At 64.7% G+C, this 17,338-nt stretch carries 13 protein-coding genes; 10 read left to right on the top strand and 3 right to left on the bottom strand.

Going from position 1 to position 17,338, the window contains the following annotated elements:
- The first annotated feature begins 64 nt into the window (after positions 1-64).
- From mobB to ybaK, 8 genes are all read left to right on the top strand, one after another.
- Positions 65-592, top strand: coding sequence for a molybdopterin-guanine dinucleotide biosynthesis protein B (gene mobB, locus ABID58_RS22435; RefSeq protein WP_354034697.1), 528 nt, complete (start codon positions 65-67; stop codon positions 590-592).
- Positions 593-601: 9 nt separating this feature from the next.
- Positions 602-1,858 (top strand): molybdopterin molybdotransferase MoeA, encoded by a 1,257-nt coding sequence (locus ABID58_RS22430; protein ID WP_354034696.1) that lies wholly within the window; start codon positions 602-604, stop codon positions 1,856-1,858.
- A 44-nt stretch (positions 1,859-1,902) separates the two neighbouring features.
- Positions 1,903-2,166, top strand: a complete 264-nt coding sequence (locus ABID58_RS22425) for a sulfurtransferase TusA family protein (protein ID WP_148755395.1) — start codon at positions 1,903-1,905, stop codon at positions 2,164-2,166.
- A gap of 317 nt (positions 2,167-2,483) precedes the next feature.
- On the top strand, positions 2,484-4,139 hold the full coding sequence (locus tag ABID58_RS22420) for an OFA family MFS transporter (protein ID WP_354034695.1): 1,656 nt from the start codon (positions 2,484-2,486) through the stop codon (positions 4,137-4,139).
- Between the two features lie 80 nt (positions 4,140-4,219).
- Positions 4,220-4,504 carry a hypothetical protein gene (locus ABID58_RS22415; protein ID WP_354034694.1) on the top strand — a complete coding sequence of 95 codons (285 nt, stop codon included), beginning with the start codon at positions 4,220-4,222 and terminating at the stop codon, positions 4,502-4,504.
- 154 nt (positions 4,505-4,658) lie between these two features.
- Positions 4,659-6,362, top strand: a complete 1,704-nt coding sequence (locus tag ABID58_RS22410) for an NADH-ubiquinone oxidoreductase-F iron-sulfur binding region domain-containing protein (protein WP_354034693.1) — start codon at positions 4,659-4,661, stop codon at positions 6,360-6,362.
- A complete protein-coding gene (gene fdhF / locus ABID58_RS22405; protein WP_354034691.1) occupies positions 6,359-9,124 on the top strand; it encodes a formate dehydrogenase subunit alpha in 2,766 nt (921 codons plus the stop codon). The genes ABID58_RS22410 and fdhF overlap by 4 nt, the downstream gene beginning before the upstream one ends.
- Positions 9,125-9,290: 166 nt before the next feature.
- On the top strand, positions 9,291-9,764 hold the full coding sequence (ybaK, locus tag ABID58_RS22400; RefSeq protein WP_354034689.1) for a Cys-tRNA(Pro) deacylase: 474 nt from the start codon (positions 9,291-9,293) through the stop codon (positions 9,762-9,764).
- Positions 9,765-9,772: 8 nt separating this feature from the next.
- Here the strand turns inward: ybaK and ABID58_RS22395 are convergent, their stop codons facing one another.
- On the bottom strand, positions 9,773-10,480 hold the full coding sequence (locus ABID58_RS22395; protein WP_354034687.1) for a GntR family transcriptional regulator: 708 nt from the start codon (positions 10,478-10,480) through the stop codon (positions 9,773-9,775).
- 157 nt (positions 10,481-10,637) lie between these two features.
- Here ABID58_RS22395 and tcuA point away from each other — a divergent pair, with 157 nt between their 5' ends.
- The gene (gene tcuA, locus ABID58_RS22390) at positions 10,638-12,029 is read left to right on the top strand and encodes an FAD-dependent tricarballylate dehydrogenase TcuA (RefSeq protein ID WP_354034686.1); all 1,392 of its coding nucleotides are present in this window, start codon (positions 10,638-10,640) and stop codon (positions 12,027-12,029) included.
- Positions 12,016-13,122: a tricarballylate utilization 4Fe-4S protein TcuB gene (gene tcuB / locus ABID58_RS22385; RefSeq protein WP_354034684.1), complete on the top strand. Its 1,107-nt coding sequence runs from the start codon at positions 12,016-12,018 to the stop codon at positions 13,120-13,122. The genes tcuA and tcuB overlap by 14 nt, the downstream gene beginning before the upstream one ends.
- A 3-nt stretch (positions 13,123-13,125) precedes the next feature.
- On the opposite strand, the gene ABID58_RS22380 is transcribed toward tcuB, so the two are convergent.
- Together ABID58_RS22380 and ABID58_RS22375 are read right to left on the bottom strand one after the other, a co-directional pair.
- Positions 13,126-13,815 carry an alpha/beta hydrolase gene (locus ABID58_RS22380; RefSeq protein ID WP_354034683.1) on the bottom strand — a complete coding sequence of 230 codons (690 nt, stop codon included), beginning with the start codon at positions 13,813-13,815 and terminating at the stop codon, positions 13,126-13,128.
- Positions 13,808-17,215 carry an acyl-[ACP]--phospholipid O-acyltransferase gene (locus ABID58_RS22375; RefSeq protein WP_354034682.1) on the bottom strand — a complete coding sequence of 1,136 codons (3,408 nt, stop codon included), beginning with the start codon at positions 17,213-17,215 and terminating at the stop codon, positions 13,808-13,810. The genes ABID58_RS22380 and ABID58_RS22375 overlap by 8 nt, the downstream gene beginning before the upstream one ends.
- Positions 17,216-17,338: the final 123 nt, after the last annotated feature.

Here is a 17,338-nt window from a genome sequence, read left to right as displayed (position 1 = left end):
GCAATGACGGGGAGAGGCTGGAGGTTCCATCGGCTGGTAGGCTGTCGGCGGAGATCGGGTTGCGATGAAAGTCATCGGCCTTGCAGGCTGGAGCGGTGCGGGCAAGACCACGCTGTTGACGCGGCTGATCCCGCATTTCAACGCGCAGGGCCTGCGCGTCTCCGTCATCAAGCATGCGCATCACCGGTTCGACGTCGATGTGCCCGGCAAGGATTCCTGGCGCCATCGCGAGGCCGGTGCGGCCGAGGTGCTGGTGGCCTCGTCGAACCGTTGGGCCCTGATGCACGAATTGCGCGGCGCGGCCGAGCCGCGGCTGCCGGAACTGTTGAACAAGCTGTCGGCGGTCGATCTCGTGGTGGTCGAAGGCTTCAAGCGCGAGCCGCATCGCAAGATCGAGGTGCATCGCGCCGCCAACGACAAGCCGCTGCTGTTCCCTGACGATCCCGGCATTGTCGGAATCGCGACCGATGTGGCGGTTGAAACCCAGCTGCCGACTGTCCATCTCGATGACATCGAGGCCGTTGCTGCATTGCTGCTGCGTGCGGCGATGCCGGTCGAGGAAGCGGTTGCAAGAAGCGCGGCGATGCGCTGACGAGGCACCATGGCGCAACTGTCGGACGATTGCTTTGCCTTCGGTGGACCGATGATGTCGCTCGATGAGGCTGTTGGCCTGATCAGGGCACGCGTCAGTGCGATTGCCGATCTCGATACAGTGGCGCTCGTTGACGCCGACGGGCGTGTGCTGGCGCGCGATATCGCGGCGCCCCTGCCGCTGCCGCCTTTCACCAACTCCGCCGTCGACGGTTACGCCGTGGGCAACGCCGACCTTCCGCGAGAAACCGAACAGGCATTCCCGCTCGATGGCCGCATTCAGGCCGGCGGCCTTGCGCAAGCACCGATCAAGCCCGGCCACACCGCGCGCATCTTCACGGGCGCACCGATGCCGCCGGGGGCCGAGACCGTCTTCATGCAGGAAGATGTCCGCATCGATGCTTCAGGCAAGATCGTGCTGCCACCCGGGCTGAAGCCTGGCGCCAATGTTCGTCCGGCAGGCGAGGACATTCCTGTCGGGCACGTCGCGTTACGCGCCGGCCAGCGGCTGCGGCCCCAGCATGTCGCGCTTGCCGCAGCCTTCGGTCTGACCCGGCTCGATGTCGTCAGGCGTATCCGTGTCGCCGTTTTCTCCACCGGTAATGAGCTGGCCTCGCCCGGCGAGCCGCGCGCGGGCTCGCAGCTGTTCGATTCCAACCGCTTCATGCTGATGGCAATGCTGCGCCGTCTCGGCTGCGAGGTCTCCGATCTCGGCATCCTGCGCGACGAACGCACCTCGCTCGCCAACGGATTGAAGCAGGTCGCAAGCAGCCACGATCTGATCCTCACCACCGGCGGCGTCTCGACCGGCGAGGAAGACCACGTCAAGGCGGCGGTCGAAAGCGTTGGCTCGCTGGTGCTGTGGCGAATGGCGATCAAGCCGGGACGGCCCGTGGCAATGGGCATCATCGGCGGCACGCCGCTGATCGGGCTGCCCGGCAACCCCGTCGCGAGCTTTGTCACCTTCGTCCATGTGGTGCGGCCGACCGTGCTGGCACTCGCCGGCAGTCTGCCGGAAAAGCTCATGCCGATCCCCGTGCGCGCGGCCTTCACCTACAAGAAGAAGATTGGCCGGCGCGAATATGTTCGCGCCTCGTTGCGACCGGGAGACGACGGCGCGCTGGAGGCAGTCAAGTTCCCGCGCGAGGGCGCCGGACTGCTCTCGTCATTGGTGGAGACCGACGGCCTTGTTGAGCTCGGCGAAGACATCACGCGCGTCGAGCCGGGCGACAGTGTAGGTTTCCTGTCCTATGCCGATCTGATCTGAGGCGACGCGTTGACGTCATCGACCCCTCCCGCCATGTTGCGCTCATGACCAGAACGACGCTTGATCTCACCGGGCTGAAATGCCCGCTGCCCGCCTTGAAGACGCGCAAGGCGTTGAAACCATTGCAGCCGGGCGATCAGCTCGAAGTGCACTGCACCGACCCGTTGTCGGTGATTGACATTCCGAACCTGATCCGCGAGACGGGCGACACGGTGGAGATCACCGAGCGCAACGACGCGCGCATCGTGTTCTTGATAGAAAAAGCGAATGGTTCGATAGACGCTGCCAATGCTGCGCTGCGTTCCTGAGCGCGTTACCGCGCGGATACCGACCTTTTATCTATCGACATCGACCACGGCTTCTGCCCCAATTGACTTTCCCCGTGCAGGCGCGGAGGTTGAGTCTTGTCCGCGATACGCAGATCAACGGGCCACTTACGAAGCTCGCAAATCGTATCGGGCATAGAGCCCCGCTCGAGGGGTTAACTTTTCACACGCGCGTGACGATCCTGGCGCGCGTCGGGTAATTGTGCGGAGCAGCAGGGACAACAGCTGCGCCGCAATGGGCTGAGGAATAGGACGGTAGCGGCAGGATGCTCAGAAGGGCAGCTGCAGGGGAGGAATGCATGACGACAATCGAGAGCGCTGGAAGGGTTTCAGGCGCAGGCGCGGGAATTCTCGATCGTGAGCACACGATCGCCAAGGCCGGGTTCAATCGCTGGCTGGTGCCGCCCGCGGCACTCTGCATTCACCTCTGTATCGGCATGGCCTACGGCTTCTCGGTGTTCTGGCTGCCGCTGTCGCGTGCGATCGGCGTCACCCAGAGCAAGGCGTGCGCGGACATCTCGCTCTGGCAGGAGCTGTTCACCACGACCTGCGACTGGAAGGTCGCGAGCCTGGGCTGGATGTATACGCTGTTCTTCGTCTTGCTCGGCGTATCCGCCGCGATCTGGGGTGGCTGGCTCGAGCGCGCCGGTCCGCGCAAGGCGGGCGCCGTCGCTGCCTGTTGTTGGGGCGGTGGCCTTCTGATCGGCGCTTTCGGCGTCTACGTCCATCAGCTCTGGATCATGTTGCTCGGTGCCGGCGTGATCGGTGGCGTGGGACTTGGACTCGGCTACATCTCCCCCGTGTCAACCTTGATCAAATGGTTTCCGGATCGCCGCGGCATGGCGACCGGCATGGCCATTATGGGATTCGGCGGTGGTGCCATGATTGGAGCGCCTCTGGCCAACCTCTTGATCAACTATTTCAAGACGCCCAACTCGGTTGGCGTCTGGGAGACCTTCGTCACGATGGGGGTGATCTATTTCGTCTTCATGATGATCGGCGCCTTCGCCTACCGCGTGACCCCGGCCGGCTGGCAGCCCGAAGGCTGGACCCCGCCGAGCGAGAAGAAGTCGATGATCACCGAGCACCATGTGCACCTCGACAACGCGCACAAGACGCCGCAGTTCTGGCTGATCTGGTGTGTGCTCTGCTTGAACGTCTCGGCGGGCATCGGCGTGATCGGCATGGCCTCGCCGATGCTGCAGGAGATCTTCGCAGGCAAGCTGATCGGGCATCCGGAGTTGACCTTCAGCCAGCTTTCGGTTGAACAGAAGACAGCGATCGCTGCGATCGCCGCGGGCTTCGCCGGCCTGCTGTCATTGTTCAACATCGGCGGCCGGTTCTTCTGGGCGTCGATGTCGGACCTCATGGGTCGCAAGAACACCTACTACACGTTCTTCATCCTCGGCATCGCGCTCTACGCACTGGCGCCGACCTTCGCGGCGATGGGCTCGAAGCTGCTGTTCGTGCTCGGCTTCGGCATCATCCTGTCGATGTATGGCGGCGGATTCGCGACGGTGCCGGCCTATCTCGCCGACATGTTCGGAACGCAGTTCGTCGGCGCCATCCATGGCCGGCTGCTGACGGCATGGTCCACCGCGGGCATCATCGGTCCCGTTGTCGTGAACTACATCCGCGAGTTCCAGCTCGCGGCCGGCGTGCCTCGCGACCAGCTCTACAACACCACCATGTACATCCTTTGCGCCATGCTGATCGCCGGCCTGATCTGCAACTATCTGATCAAGCCGGTCGATCCGAAGTGGAACATGAGCGAGGCCGAGGTTGCCAAGCTCCAGGCCGCAAGCGCCAAGAGCGATGCGTCGATCCAGCACGGCTCGTTCGGTATCGGCAAGGGCGGGCTGGACGTCAGGGCCGCGCTGTTCTGGGCCTTTGTCGGCGTGCCGCTCGCCTGGGGCGTGTGGAAGACGCTGGAGAGCGCGGTGAAGATCTTCTGATCGTAATATGATCGCCGCGGCGCGCCGCTCGCGCGCGCCGCGGTCGCCACACCGTAAAAAAGAACATCTGGGGGATTTCGATGGTTCGCAACTTCGCTTATGTCGCCGCCGTGCTGCTCGTTGCCGGAGCGCTCCACTCCGCCTCAGCGCAGACAGCAACGGCTCCCGCTGCCCCGGCGCCTGCTGCAACGACCGAAGCTAAGCCGGGCAAGATCAAGCTCACCATGCAGAAGCTGAAGGACATGAAGGCAAAGTGGGCGGCCAACAAGCCGAAGCTGAAGGCCTGCCGCACTGAGGTGAAGTCCAAGGGCCTAGCCGGCGATGACCGCTGGTTCTACATCGAAGAGTGCATGAACAAGACCTGAGGTCGGGTTCCGCGAACCGCTCGAGATAAGGGGCACGTGGCTTGTTGGCTGCATGTCCCTTAAATGCTTATTGGGACGTATGAATTCTATTGGCATCTGGCATGCCAAAGGCTAGGATTGGACCTGTTCTAAAGAAGGTTTACGAGACGCACCGATGAGCCATGACGTGCACGAGGTCCGCTCGTTCGAACATCCGGGCGAGGGACGCAAGCGAGCCAAGGCCACGCCCAAGGGGCGGCAGGTCGATCCGACCGCCGCGCACGAGATCGAGCAATTGCTCGGCGATCGCCCGCGGCGGCGCGATCTCCTGATCGAGCATCTGCACCTGATCCAGGACAAATATCGCCAGATCTCGGCCGCGCATCTTGTCGCACTCGCTGACGAGATGAAGCTCGCCTTCGCCGAAGTGTTCGAGACCGCGACCTTCTACGCGCATTTCGACGTGGTGAAGGAAGGCGAGCCCGATATCGCGTCGCTGACGATCCGCGTCTGCGACTCGCTGACCTGCGCGATGCTCGGCGGCGAGAAGCTGCTTGAGGATCTGCAGAGCGCGTCGGGCCCCGGCATTCGCGTCGTGCGCGCGCCCTGCGTCGGCCGCTGCGATACGGCGCCGATCGCAGAAGTCGGCCACAACTTCGTCGACCATGCGACCGTGGCCAATGTGATGGTCGCGGCAAAGGCCGGCGATACCCACCCGCATCTACCGAAATACATCGACTACGACGCCTATGTCGCCGGCGGCGGCTACAAGCTGCTCAACCGGATGCTCTCCGGCGAATTGCCGAAGGACGATCTGCTGAAGGCGCTGGACGATGCCTCGCTGCGCGGCCTCGGCGGCGCGGGTTTCCCGACAGGGCGCAAATGGCGCGCGGTGCTCGGCGAACCCGGTCCGCGCCTGATGGCGATCAACGGCGACGAGGGCGAGCCTGGCACGTTCAAGGACCGCGTCTATCTCGAAAGCGATCCGCATCGTTTCATCGAGGGCATGCTGATCGGCGCGCATGTGGTGCAGGCCTCCGACGTCTACATCTATCTGCGCGACGAATATCCGGCCTCGCGCGAGATTCTGGAGCGTGAGATCGCGAAGCTCCCCGCGGGTGGTCCGACGCTCCACATGCGCCGCGGCGCCGGCGCTTACATCTGCGGAGAAGAGTCTTCGCTGCTCGAAAGCATCGAGGGCAAGCGCGGCCTGCCCCGGCACAAGCCGCCCTATCCGTTCCAGGTCGGCCTGTTCGGCCTGCCGACGCTGATCAATAACATCGAAACGCTGTGGTGGGTGCGCGACATCGTCGAGAAGGGCGCCGACTGGTGGAAGGGCCATGGTCGTCATGAACGCCATGGCCTGCGCAGCTTCTCGGTGTCGGGCCGCGTCAAGACCCCCGGCATGAAGCTCGCACCATCAGGCATCACCGTGCGCGAGCTGATCGACGAATATTGCGGCGGCATGGCCGATGGCCACCAGTTCTACGCGTATCTTCCGGGCGGCGCGTCCGGCGGCATTCTGCCGGCATCGATGGACGACATTCCGCTCGATTTCGGAACGCTGGAGAAATACGGCTGCTTCATCGGCTCGGCGGCGATCGTGATCCTGTCGCACAAGGACAGCGTGCGCGCAGCCGCGCTGAACCTGATGAAGTTCTTCGAGGACGAAAGCTGCGGCCAGTGCACCCCGTGTCGCGTCGGAACCCAGAAGGCGGCGCAACTCATGCAGAAGCCGGTCTGGAACCGCGCCCTGCTGGAAGAATTGAGCCAGGCGATGCGCGATGCCTCGATCTGCGGGCTCGGACAGGCGGCATCGAATCCGCTGTCCACCGTGATCAAATATTTCCCTGACGAGTTCAAGGAAGCGGCCGAATGACCAGAATTACGTTCGAGCTCGACGGCAAGCAGGTCGAAGCCAGTCCCGGCGAGACGATCTGGCAGGTGGCCAAACGCCAGGGCCGCGAGATTCCGCATCTCTGCTATTCGCCCGCGCCCGATTATCGCCCTGACGGCAATTGCCGCGCCTGTATGGTCGAGATCGAGGGCGAGCGCGTGCTGGCGGCGTCCTGCAAGCGCACGCCGTCGGTCGGCATGAAGGTGAAGACCGAATCCGCGCGTGCAGTGTCGGCGCAGAAGATGGTGATGGAGCTGCTGGTCGCCGACCAGCCGGCGCGCGAGACTTCGCACGATCCGGATTCGAAGTTCTGGCACTGGGCCGAGACGACAGGCGTCACCGAGAGCCGCTTCCCCGCCGCCGAGCGCTGGGAGACCGATGCCAGCCATCCGGCGATGCGCGTCAATCTCGATGCCTGCATCCAGTGCGGCCTCTGCGTGCGCGCCTGCCGCGAGGTCCAGGTCAACGACGTCATCGGCATGGCCTATCGCAGCCATGGCTCGAAGATCGTGTTCGACTTCGACGATCCCATGGGCGAGTCCACTTGCGTCGCCTGCGGCGAATGCGTGCAGGCCTGCCCGACCGGCGCGTTGATGCCGGCCGTGATGCTGGACGACAAGCAGACGCGCGTCACCTATGCCGACCGGAAGGTGGATTCGCTCTGCCCGTTCTGCGGCGTCGGCTGCCAGGTGACCTACGAGGTCAAGGACGAGAAGGTGATCTATGCCGAGGGTCGCGATGGCCCCGCCAATCACAACCGTCTTTGCGTCAAGGGCCGCTTTGGCTTCGACTATATCCACCACCCGCACCGCCTGACAAAGCCGTTGGTGCGGCTGCCGAATGCGAAGAAGGATTCCAACGACCAGGTCGACCCCGCCAACCCCTTCACGCATTTTCGTGAAGCGAGCTGGGACGAGGCGCTCGACATCGCCGCCAAGGGTCTCGTCAATATCCGGGATGAGAAGGGCGTGAAGGCGCTGGCAGGCTTCGGTTCGGCCAAGGGCTCGAACGAAGAGGCCTATCTGTTCCAGAAGCTGGTGCGCACCGGCTTCGGCTCGAACAATGTCGACCACTGCACCCGTCTGTGCCACGCTTCGTCGGTGGCGGCGCTGTTCGAGGGCCTCAGCTCGGGCGCGGTGTCGGCGCCGTTCTCGGCGGCTATGGATGCCGAGGTGATCTGGGTGATCGGCGCCAATCCGACGGTAAATCATCCCGTCGCCGCGACCTACATCAAGAACGCGGCCAAGAACGGCGCAAAGCTCTTCGTCATGGATCCGCGCCGGCAGAGCCTGTCGCGTCATGCGACCAAGCATCTGCAGTTCAAGCCGGGCTCCGACGTCGCCATGCTGAATGCGATGATCAACACGATCATCACCGAAGGCCTGACCGACGACCAGTACATCGCCGGCTATACCGAGGGCTTTGAGGATCTCAAGGAGAAGATCAAGGATTTCACGCCGGAGAAGATGGAGCCGATCTGCGGCATTCCGGCGCAGACGCTGCGCGAGGTCGCCCGGACCTATGCGCGGGCAAAATCGTCGATCATCTTCTGGGGCATGGGCATCAGCCAGCACGTCCACGGCACCGACAATGCACGGTGTTTGATTGCGCTCGCACTGATCACCGGCCAGGTCGGCCGTCCTGGCACAGGCCTGCATCCGCTGCGTGGCCAGAACAACGTGCAGGGCGCCTCCGACGCCGGCCTGATCCCGATGTTCCTGCCGGACTATCAGCCGGTCGGCCGCGACGACATGCGCGGGGCGTTCGAGAAGCTGTGGGGCCAGGACCTCGATCCCGTCCGCGGCCTGACCGTAGTCGAGATCATGAACGCGATCCATGCCGGTGAGATCAAGGGCATGTATATCGAGGGCGAGAACCCCGCGATGTCCGATCCTGATCTCCAGCACGCGCGCCAGGCGCTCGCCATGCTCGATCATCTCGTGGTGCAGGATCTCTTCGTCACCGAGACCGCGTTCCACGCCGACGTCATCCTGCCGGCCTCGGCCTTTGCGGAAAAGGACGGCTCCTTCACCAACACCGACCGCCGCGTGCAGATCGCGCGCCAGGTGATCAAGCCACCCGGCGATGCGCGGCAGGATCTCTGGATCATCCAGGAGATCGGCAAGCGCATGGGCCTGCCGTGGAATTACGCCGGCCCGGGCGAGGTCTACACCGAGATGGCGGAGCTGATGCCGTCGCTCAAGAACATCAGCTGGGAGCGGCTGGTGCGCGAAGGCGCCGTCACCTATCCGGCCGACGATCCGAACAAGCCCGGCAACGAGATCATCTTCACCACGGGCTTCCCGACCGCGAGCGGCCGCGGCAAGATCGTGCCGGCCCATGTCATTCCACCGGACGAAGTGCCCGACGACGAATATCCGATGGTGTTCTCCACCGGCCGGGTGCTGGAGCACTGGCACACCGGGTCGATGACCCGTCGCGCCCAGGTGCTCGACCAGATCGAGCCCGAGGCGGTTGCGTTCATGTCGCCAAAGGACATGCGCAAGAAGAAGCTGCTGCCCGGCGATTTCATTCGGCTGGAGACCCGCCGCGGCGCGATCGAGGTCAAGGTTCGCTCCGACCGCGACGTGCCGGAGAACATGGTGTTCATGCCGTTCTGCTACGCGGAAGCGGCGGCGAACCTGCTGACCAACCCGGCGCTCGATCCGTTCGGCAAGATCCCGGAATTCAAGTTCTGCGCGGCGAAGGCCGAACGCGCGGAGATGCGGGACGCGGCGGAATAGCAATCCGCGAAAACAACCCCATGCACAGTAGAACGGGGGTTGAAAGGCTTGAGGAATTTTCGGTCTTGCCGAAACGACTTGCAGCGTCGGGCAAAACACCTGTATCAATGCACGGTCACCACAGCGCCCGGATTTTCCGCTTGCAAGGACGGTGGTAAACGTAACCATGTCCAAAGTCACCCCAGCCACCCGCGCGCTCACCGCCGCTGGCGTTGGCTTCATCATCCACGCCTACGATTACGATCCGGAGGCCGAAAGCATCGGGCTGCAGGCGGCCGCCGCGCTCAGTGAGGATCCGGCACGGGTCTTGAAAACGCTGATGGCGCTGGTGGACGGCAAGCCGGTCTGTGTCATCGTTCCGTCCGACCAGGAAGTCTCGATGAAGAAGCTCGCCGCGGCCGTGAGCGGCAAGTCGGCGCAGATGATGAAGCCGCCGGAGGCCGAGCGCGTCACCGGCTACAAGGTCGGCGGCATCAGTCCGTTCGGACAGCGCAAGTCCGTGCGCACGGTGATCGAACAGAGCGCGCTCGCGCACGATCTGGTCTATCTCAATGGCGGTCAGCGCGGCCTGCAGGTGCGGATGAAACCAGCCGATGTGCGGGATATCCTGAAGGCGATCGCAGCGGACGTGCTCGCCTGAGTTCGCGGCTACTGTTTCTGCAACAGTTTTAGCCGGCAACGCAGCGCCTCGCGGATATGCGCGCGCGCGAGCTGCTCGGCCTTGTCGCCATCGCGTGCGGCGATGGCCTCGATGATGGCCTGATGCTCGCCATGGCTGGTCGAGGGGCGCCCCGTCACGGTGAAGGTGGTCGGGCCGAGCAGGGCGATCCAGTCCTGCAATTCCCGCGACGCGTTGTCGAGATAGCGGTTGCGCGCGGCGCGGCAGATGGCTTCGTGAAAGGCGCGGTTGAGCCTTGCCATTTCTCTTGCCATTTCTCCTGCCATCCCGGCGGCATCGGTCTCGGGCGCCTCGACAAAGGCCTGCTCGATATCCCTGAGCGCGTGGATCTCCGGCGCAGACGCGTGCTCGGCGGCGAGGCGCGCGGCGGCGCCCTCCATGATCTCACGCATGGCGTAGAGCTCGAGCACCTCCGATATGTCGAGGTTGCGGACGATCAGCCCGCGGCCGCCGGCGGGCTCGACGAAGCCGCGTGCCGCGAGACGGCCCAGAGCTTCGCGCACCGGCGTACGGCTGACCTTGAGTCGCTGGGCGACCTCTTCCTCACGCAGGCGATCGCCGGCGCGGTAGCTGCCGGCCTGGAGCGCCTCGCAGAGCGAGCGGAACACCGCTTCGCCCAGCGCCACGCCGCCGCCACGTGCGATCGATCCGCCTGCCTTTGCCGGGCGTCTGGCCATGAATCCTCGGGCTCGCAATGCGCATCCTGCCCATGCACAGATGCCGCTTTGCACCAAGTGTATATCTTTGTATACAAAAGTACGCAATGATGGATCGGCTTGACCGGGGCGGCCCGCGGGCAGAATGTCTCTAACCTCGTCGCATCGGACAGACGGCATGGGCAGCAAATACGATGTGCTGGTGATCGGCGGCGGCAACGCGGCGCTGTGCGCAGCGATCAGCGCCCGCCGCGGCGGTGCCTCGGTGCTGGTGCTCGAAGGTGCGCCAAAGTTCTATCGCGGCGGCAACACCCGTCACACCCGCAACATGCGTTGCGCCCATGACGCCGCGACCGAAATCCTGACCGGTCCCTATACCGAGCAGGAGTTCTGGGAGGATCTCCTGCTCGTCACCGGGGGACAGACCGACGAGGTGCTCGCCCGCCACATGATCCGGGAGTCCAAGGACATCCTGAACTGGATCGTGGAGCAGGGCGTACGCTGGCAGCCGTCGCTCGGCGGCACGCTGAGCCTGGGCCGCACCAACTCGTTTTTCCTCGGCGGCGGCCGTGCGATGCTGAACGCGCTCTATCTCACCGCCGACCGGCTCGGCGTCGACGTCGAATACGACGCCGAGGTCACCGACCTCGTGATCGAGGACGGCATGTTCGTCGCCGCGCGCCTGAAGCGGCCGATCAACGGCGAGACCGAGATCCGCGCGACCTCGCTGGTCGCCGCGGCCGGCGGGTTCGAGGCCAACATCGAATGGCTGAAGCAATATTGGGGTGACGCCGCCGACAATTTCCTGATCCGCGGCACGCCCTATAATCGCGGCTCGATCCTGAAGATGCTGCTCGACAAGGGCGTGCAGGAGGTTGGCGATCCCACCCAGTGCCACGCGGTCGCGATCGACGCCCGCGCGCCGAAATTCGACGGCGGCATCATCACGCGGCATGACTCCGTCGTGTTCGGCATCGTCGTCAACAAGCATTCGCAGCGCTTCTACGACGAGGGCGAGGACATCTGGCCGAAGCGTTACGCGATCTGGGGTCGGCTGGTTGCGGCGCAGCCCGACCAGATTGCTTACATCATCTTCGATTCCACTGTCGTCACGAGCTTCATGCCGACGCTGTTCCCGCCGATCGCCGGGCAGACGATCGCCGAGCTTGCAGCCAAGCTCGACCTCGACCCGGCCGCGTTGGAAAAGACCATCATCGAATTCAACGCCGCAGTGCGGCCCGGCACCTTCGACCACACCATTCTCGACGATTGCGTGACCGAAGGCATCACGCCGCCCAAGACGCACTGGGCGCGGCGGATCGAGACGCCGCCTTATCTCGCCTATCCGGTGCGGCCCGGCATCACCTTCACTTATCTCGGCACGCGCGTAGACAAGCAGGCGCGGATGCTGATGGCTGACGGCAAGCCGTCGGCCAACATGTTCGCCGCCGGCGAGATCATGGCTGGCAACGTGCTCGGCAAGGGGTATGCCGCAGGCATGGGCATGACCATCGGCAGCGTGTTCGGGCGGATCGCAGGACGGGAAGCGGCGAAACATGCACGGAACTAGAATTTTGGACGAAGCCGACCGTCTGATGACGGTCTGCAATTCCTGCCGCTACTGCGAGGGTCTCTGCGCAGTGTTTCCCGCGATGGAGATGCGACGCGCCTTCTCCGATGGCGATCTCAACTATCTCGCCAACCTCTGCCATTCCTGCGGTGCCTGCTACGTCGACTGCCAGTTCTCGCCGCCGCACGAGTTCAACGTCAACGTTCCCCAAACGCTGGCGGTGGCGCGCGCCGAATCCTATGCTGCTTATGCGTGGCCGCAGGCGCTGTCCGGAGCTTTCGCACGCAATGGACTCGTCATCAGCATCGTTGCCGCACTCAGCATGGCCGCCTTCATCCTCGGCTTTGCGGCGCTCAACGACCGCGGCGTGCTGCTTGGCGTGCACACCGGTCCCGGCGCGTTCTACAAGCTGATGCCGCATAATGCGATGGCCGCATTGTTCAGCGCTGCCTTTCTCTATGCGATCCTCGCGCTGGTCATGAGCGTTCGCGCGTTCTGGCGCGACATCGGCGCACCGATCGGCGGCCGGGCCGACGGCGGCTCGATATTCCAGGCCATCCGCGACGCCGGCGAGCTGCGCTATCTCCATGGCGGCGGGGTCGGTTGCTACAACGAGGACGACACGCCGACCGATCGGCGCAAGCTTTTCCATCACCTGACGTTCTATGGCTTCCTGCTGTGCTTTGCGGCAACCTCGGTTGCCACGCTGTATCACTATCTGCTCGGCCGCGAGGCGCCGTATCCGTGGTGGGATCTGCCGGTCGTGCTCGGCACGCTCGGCGGCATCGGTCTCGTCGTCGGCCCCATCGGGCTGCTCGTCGCCAAATTGCGCCGCGCGCCCGAGCTTCTCGACGAGACCAGCTACGGCATGGATGTCGGCTTCATCGCCATGCTGTTCCTGACCGGCCTCACCGGCGTGCTGCTTCTGCTCCTGCGCGAGACCGCCGCCATGGGTCCGCTGCTGGCGCTGCATCTCGGCGCGGTGTTCGCGCTGTTCATCACCATGCCCTATGGCAAGTTCGTGCATGGCATCTACCGCTTCGCGGCGCTGGTGCGTTACGCGCAGGAGCGGCGCAGCGAAGCCGGCTCTTGAGATTCAAGCAGAATGGAAGCGGCCGTCGTGCAGAAACGCGATCGTCTGCTCGATCGCTGCGGCGTGACGCGGCAGTCCGGTGTGCGATGCCTTGACGATGATGTGGTCGGCCATTCCGGCCAGCTTCGCGCTCGCAACTGAAACCCGTCCGTCGTTGGGGCGCGGCAGAACAAAGGCCGACGCGATCGGCGCGAAGGTGCGGCATCCGGCGATGATGCCAATCGCATAATCGGGCGCCGGCAGGTCGGCGAGCACCGGGTCCTGGGTGGTGGTAAGCTGCAAGCCGGCCGGGCCGAAAGCGGCGCGGTAGAGCGACAGGTCTTTTAAGAGATCGGCGACCTCGCTGCCGCCATTGGGCGTGCCCAGCATCACGACGCGGCCAAGCCGCACCGGCCGGTATCGCGCGATGTAGACCCGCGTCAGCAGTCCGCCCATGGAATGGGCGACGAAGTGAATCGCGCCCTCGCATTGTTCGGAAAATGCGGCGATCGGCGCCTGGATCTCCTCCGCGAGTGCCTCGAGCGGCTTCTTGCGGCTGGAGTAGTCGAGATTGAGCGTCGCGAAGCCGCGACGCTGGAGCGCTCGATCCAGCTTCTTCAGCGTCCAGGAGCCGACGCCGATGCCATGCAGCAGCACCACGCCGTCGCACAGCGCATGCGCCAGTGCGACGGCCGTGGGCTGCGTGTCAGGCAACTTCGCGCTCCGATGCTGCCGTCGCCTGCTCGCGGGCCATCGTCGTTGCCGTGACATAGTCGGTCTTGCCGGTGCCGAGCAGCGGCACCTTGTCGACCACCATGATCGTCGCGGGCACCGTCAGCTCGGAGGCGCCGATCGCCTTGGCCTGGGCCTGCATCGTGCTGCGCTCGGCATTCTTCTCCGTCGTCAGCAACACGATGCGCTCGCCCTTGCGCTGGTCGGGGATCGACACCGCGACCGATACGGCCTGCGGCCACAGCGTCGTCGCGATGCTCTCGACCGCCGACAGCGAGACCATTTCGCCTGCGATCTTGGCAAAGCGCTTGGCGCGGCCCTTGATGGTGATGAAGCCGGCCGCGTCGATCGCCACGATGTCGCCGGTGTCGTGCCAGCCCTCGGCAAGCGGCTCGAGCACGCCGGGATTTTCGGCCCTGAGGTAGCCGAGCATCACGTTCGGTCCGCGCACCGACAGGCGTCCGCCTTCCTCGATGCCCGGAACCGGATCGAGCCGGCTTTCCATCAGTGGCGAGAGGCGGCCGACAGTGCCGGGACGGTTGGCCATCGGCGTGTTCATCGCCAGCACAGGCGCCGTCTCGGTGACGCCATAGCCTTCGAGGATGCGGATGCCGTAGCGCTCCATGAATACCTGCCGCGTGCGGTCCTTGACCGCTTCGGCGCCGGCGATCACCAGCCGCAGCGTGCGGAAGTCGTAGGCGTGCGCCGAACGCGCGTAGCCAGTGAGGAACGTGTCGGTGCCGAACAGGATCGTGGCGCCGGTCTGGTAGATCAGCTCGGGCACAATGCGGTAGTGCAGCGGCGAGGGGTACATGTAGATCGGAATGCCGGCGAGCATCGGCATCATCATGCCACCGGTCAGCCCGAAGGAGTGGAACACCGGCAGCACGTTGAACACCTTGTCATTGGCGTTGGCGTCGACCCGCGCCAGCGCCTGTGCGGCGTTGGCGAGGATGTTGCGGTGGGTCAGCACCACGCCCTTGGGCGTACCTTCCGAGCCCGACGTGAACAGCACGACGGCTGGATCGTTGGCCTGGCGGGCAACGCGCGGCGCGCTGCCGGCGAGCAGGCCCTTGAGCTTGTCGGCCGTACCGATCGAGGCGCGGACGTCCTCGAGATAAACGACGCGCGCCTCCGCGGAGATCGCTGTCATCAGCTTGTCGAGCTTGCCCTTCTCGATGAACGCCTTTGAGGTCAGCACCGTCTTGACCTGTGCAGCCTTCATGGCGGCGAGGACGTTGACCGGGCCGGCGGAGAAGTTGAGCATCGCTGGTACGCGGCCGATGCTCTGCAGCGCCATGAAGACGACGGCGACGCCCGCGGAGTTCGGCAGCAGCACGCCGACATTTTCGCCGGCCGAGGTGCCGGCTTCGAGCTTGCGGCTCAACACCTGCGCACCGAGGATCAGCTTGCGATAGGTCAGCCTGGTGCCGAGCGCGTCCTCGACGATGACCTTGCCGGTGTCGCGGTCGCGGTAGGCATGGCCGAGCGCCTCGAACAGCGTGTGGTCGAGCATGGCGTTCTTGACCATCGCATCGATCATCACGTCCTGGAGCGCTGCGCCCGCAGCATTACGGCGCGCCTTGCCCTTCAGCGCCGGATCGACCGGAAGCTTGACCGGCGGCAGGATCGTCACCGTCACCCGCGGAAACCACGAGCGCTTGATCTGGCTGCTGTCGAGGTAGCTGAGATGCGAGCGCTGGGCGCCCTCGATGCGAACCGGCACGACGACGGCGTCGGCCTTGTCGGCGATCATCGCGGTCCCGTCATAGACCTTCATCAGCGAGCCGGAGACCGTGATGCGTCCTTCCGGGAAGATGACGACCGGTTCGCCGGCAGCCACGAGCTTGATCAGGTCGCGTGCGGCCAGCGGCTTGCTTGGGTCCATGGTGTAGTGCTTGACCACACGCAGGAACGGCTTGGCCCACCACGCCTTGGAGATCCCGGTATCGACCGCGAAGCTCGCGTCGATCGGCAGCACGGCGTGCAGCAGCGGGCCGTCGATCAGGCTGACATGATTGGGCGCGATCAACATGCGCGTGCCTGATGGCGGCAGGTTCTCGAGCCCGCGCACCTCGGTGCGGAACAGGGCGCGGAAGAAGAGCCCGCCGAAATCGCGCACGCCCTCCTTGCCCCATTTCGTCAGCACGAACCACACCGCGCCGAAGCTTGCGACACCCAGGCCGAGGAAGATCCAGCCGACATGCAATCCGGCCGCCTGCAGCAGCGCGACGAACAGCGAGCCGACCACCATGAAGGCGGCCTGCAGCACGTTGCCGGCAGCGATGATGCGGGCGCGCTCGTTCGGCGCCGACCAGGCCTGCACCGCGGCGAAGGACGGAACGACGAACAGCCCGCCGCCGAAAGCGAAGGCGACAAAGTCGATCAGCATGCGCAGGCCCGCAAACGAGGTTGCGAAATCGACCGCGGCGATGTCGTTCCCCTTCACGGTGACGCCGATGGCCCAGGCAAGGTCGATGCCGGCAAATCCCATCATGATGGCACCGATCGGCACCAGCGCGAGGTTGGGGCGAACGTGGCTCAGGCTGGCCGCAAACAGCGAGCCGATGGCGATGCCGATCGCGAAGATCGCCAGGCACAGCGTCACCACGCCTTCGTTGCCACCGACGACGTCCTTGACCAGCGCCGGCAGCAGCGACAGCACGATCGCGCCGATCAGCCAGAACCAGGAGACGATCACCGTGCCGTCCCACAGTCGGTGATCCGCATGGAGCGTCTTCAACAGGCCGAGCGTCGAGGTCCAGGGATTGGCATCGACGGGCAGATCGGGCGCGGAGGGCGTTGTTTGCGGAATGCGGGAGGCAAAGGCCCACGACAACAGGGCCAGCACGACCACGGCCGATGCGACCCAGCCCATATGGGCGGAGCCGGCCACGAACTGGCCGCCGGCGACGGTGCCGAGCAGGATGGCCATGAAGGTCGCGCCTTCGACCAGCGCGTTGCCGGTCGCGAGCTCACCGAGTTCGAGCTGGTCCGGCAGCATGGAGTATTTTACGGGGCCGAACAGGGCGGCGATGATGCCGAACAGCGCAAGCGCCGCGAACAGCAGCGGCACCGAGTGCAGGAAGAAGCCGGCGGCGGCGAAGGCCGCAGCGAAGATCTCGGTGAATTTCAGCCGCCTTGCGACGACCGATTTGACGTATTTGTCGGCGAGCTGGCCGCCGAGCCCGGACAGGATGAAATAGGGGAAGATAAAGACGGCGCCTGCGACCGTCACCAGCGCATCGCCGTGGCCGGTCGCGGCGCTGTAAAGCAGGATGATGACGAGTGCGTTCTTGAGTACGTTGTCGTTGAGCGCCGAGAAGAATTGCGCCCAGAACAGCGGCGCAAATCGGCGTGACGACATCAAATCCCTGATCATGACGAGTCCTGTTTTGGAAGAGCAGCCTGAAGGTGTTGCGTTATCGGTGAAACGTCACGACCGGAAGGGTGTGGGAGGAACGACTGCAAGGCGACGACGGTCATCGGCCTGCTCTGTCCCCTC

This window comes from Bradyrhizobium sp. S3.2.6 (assembly GCF_040546885.1).
Lineage (GTDB): Bacteria > Pseudomonadota > Alphaproteobacteria > Rhizobiales > Xanthobacteraceae > Bradyrhizobium > Bradyrhizobium cytisi.
Note: the sequence above shows the minus strand (reverse complement) of the source record. Positions and strands in the feature narration are given on the sequence as shown.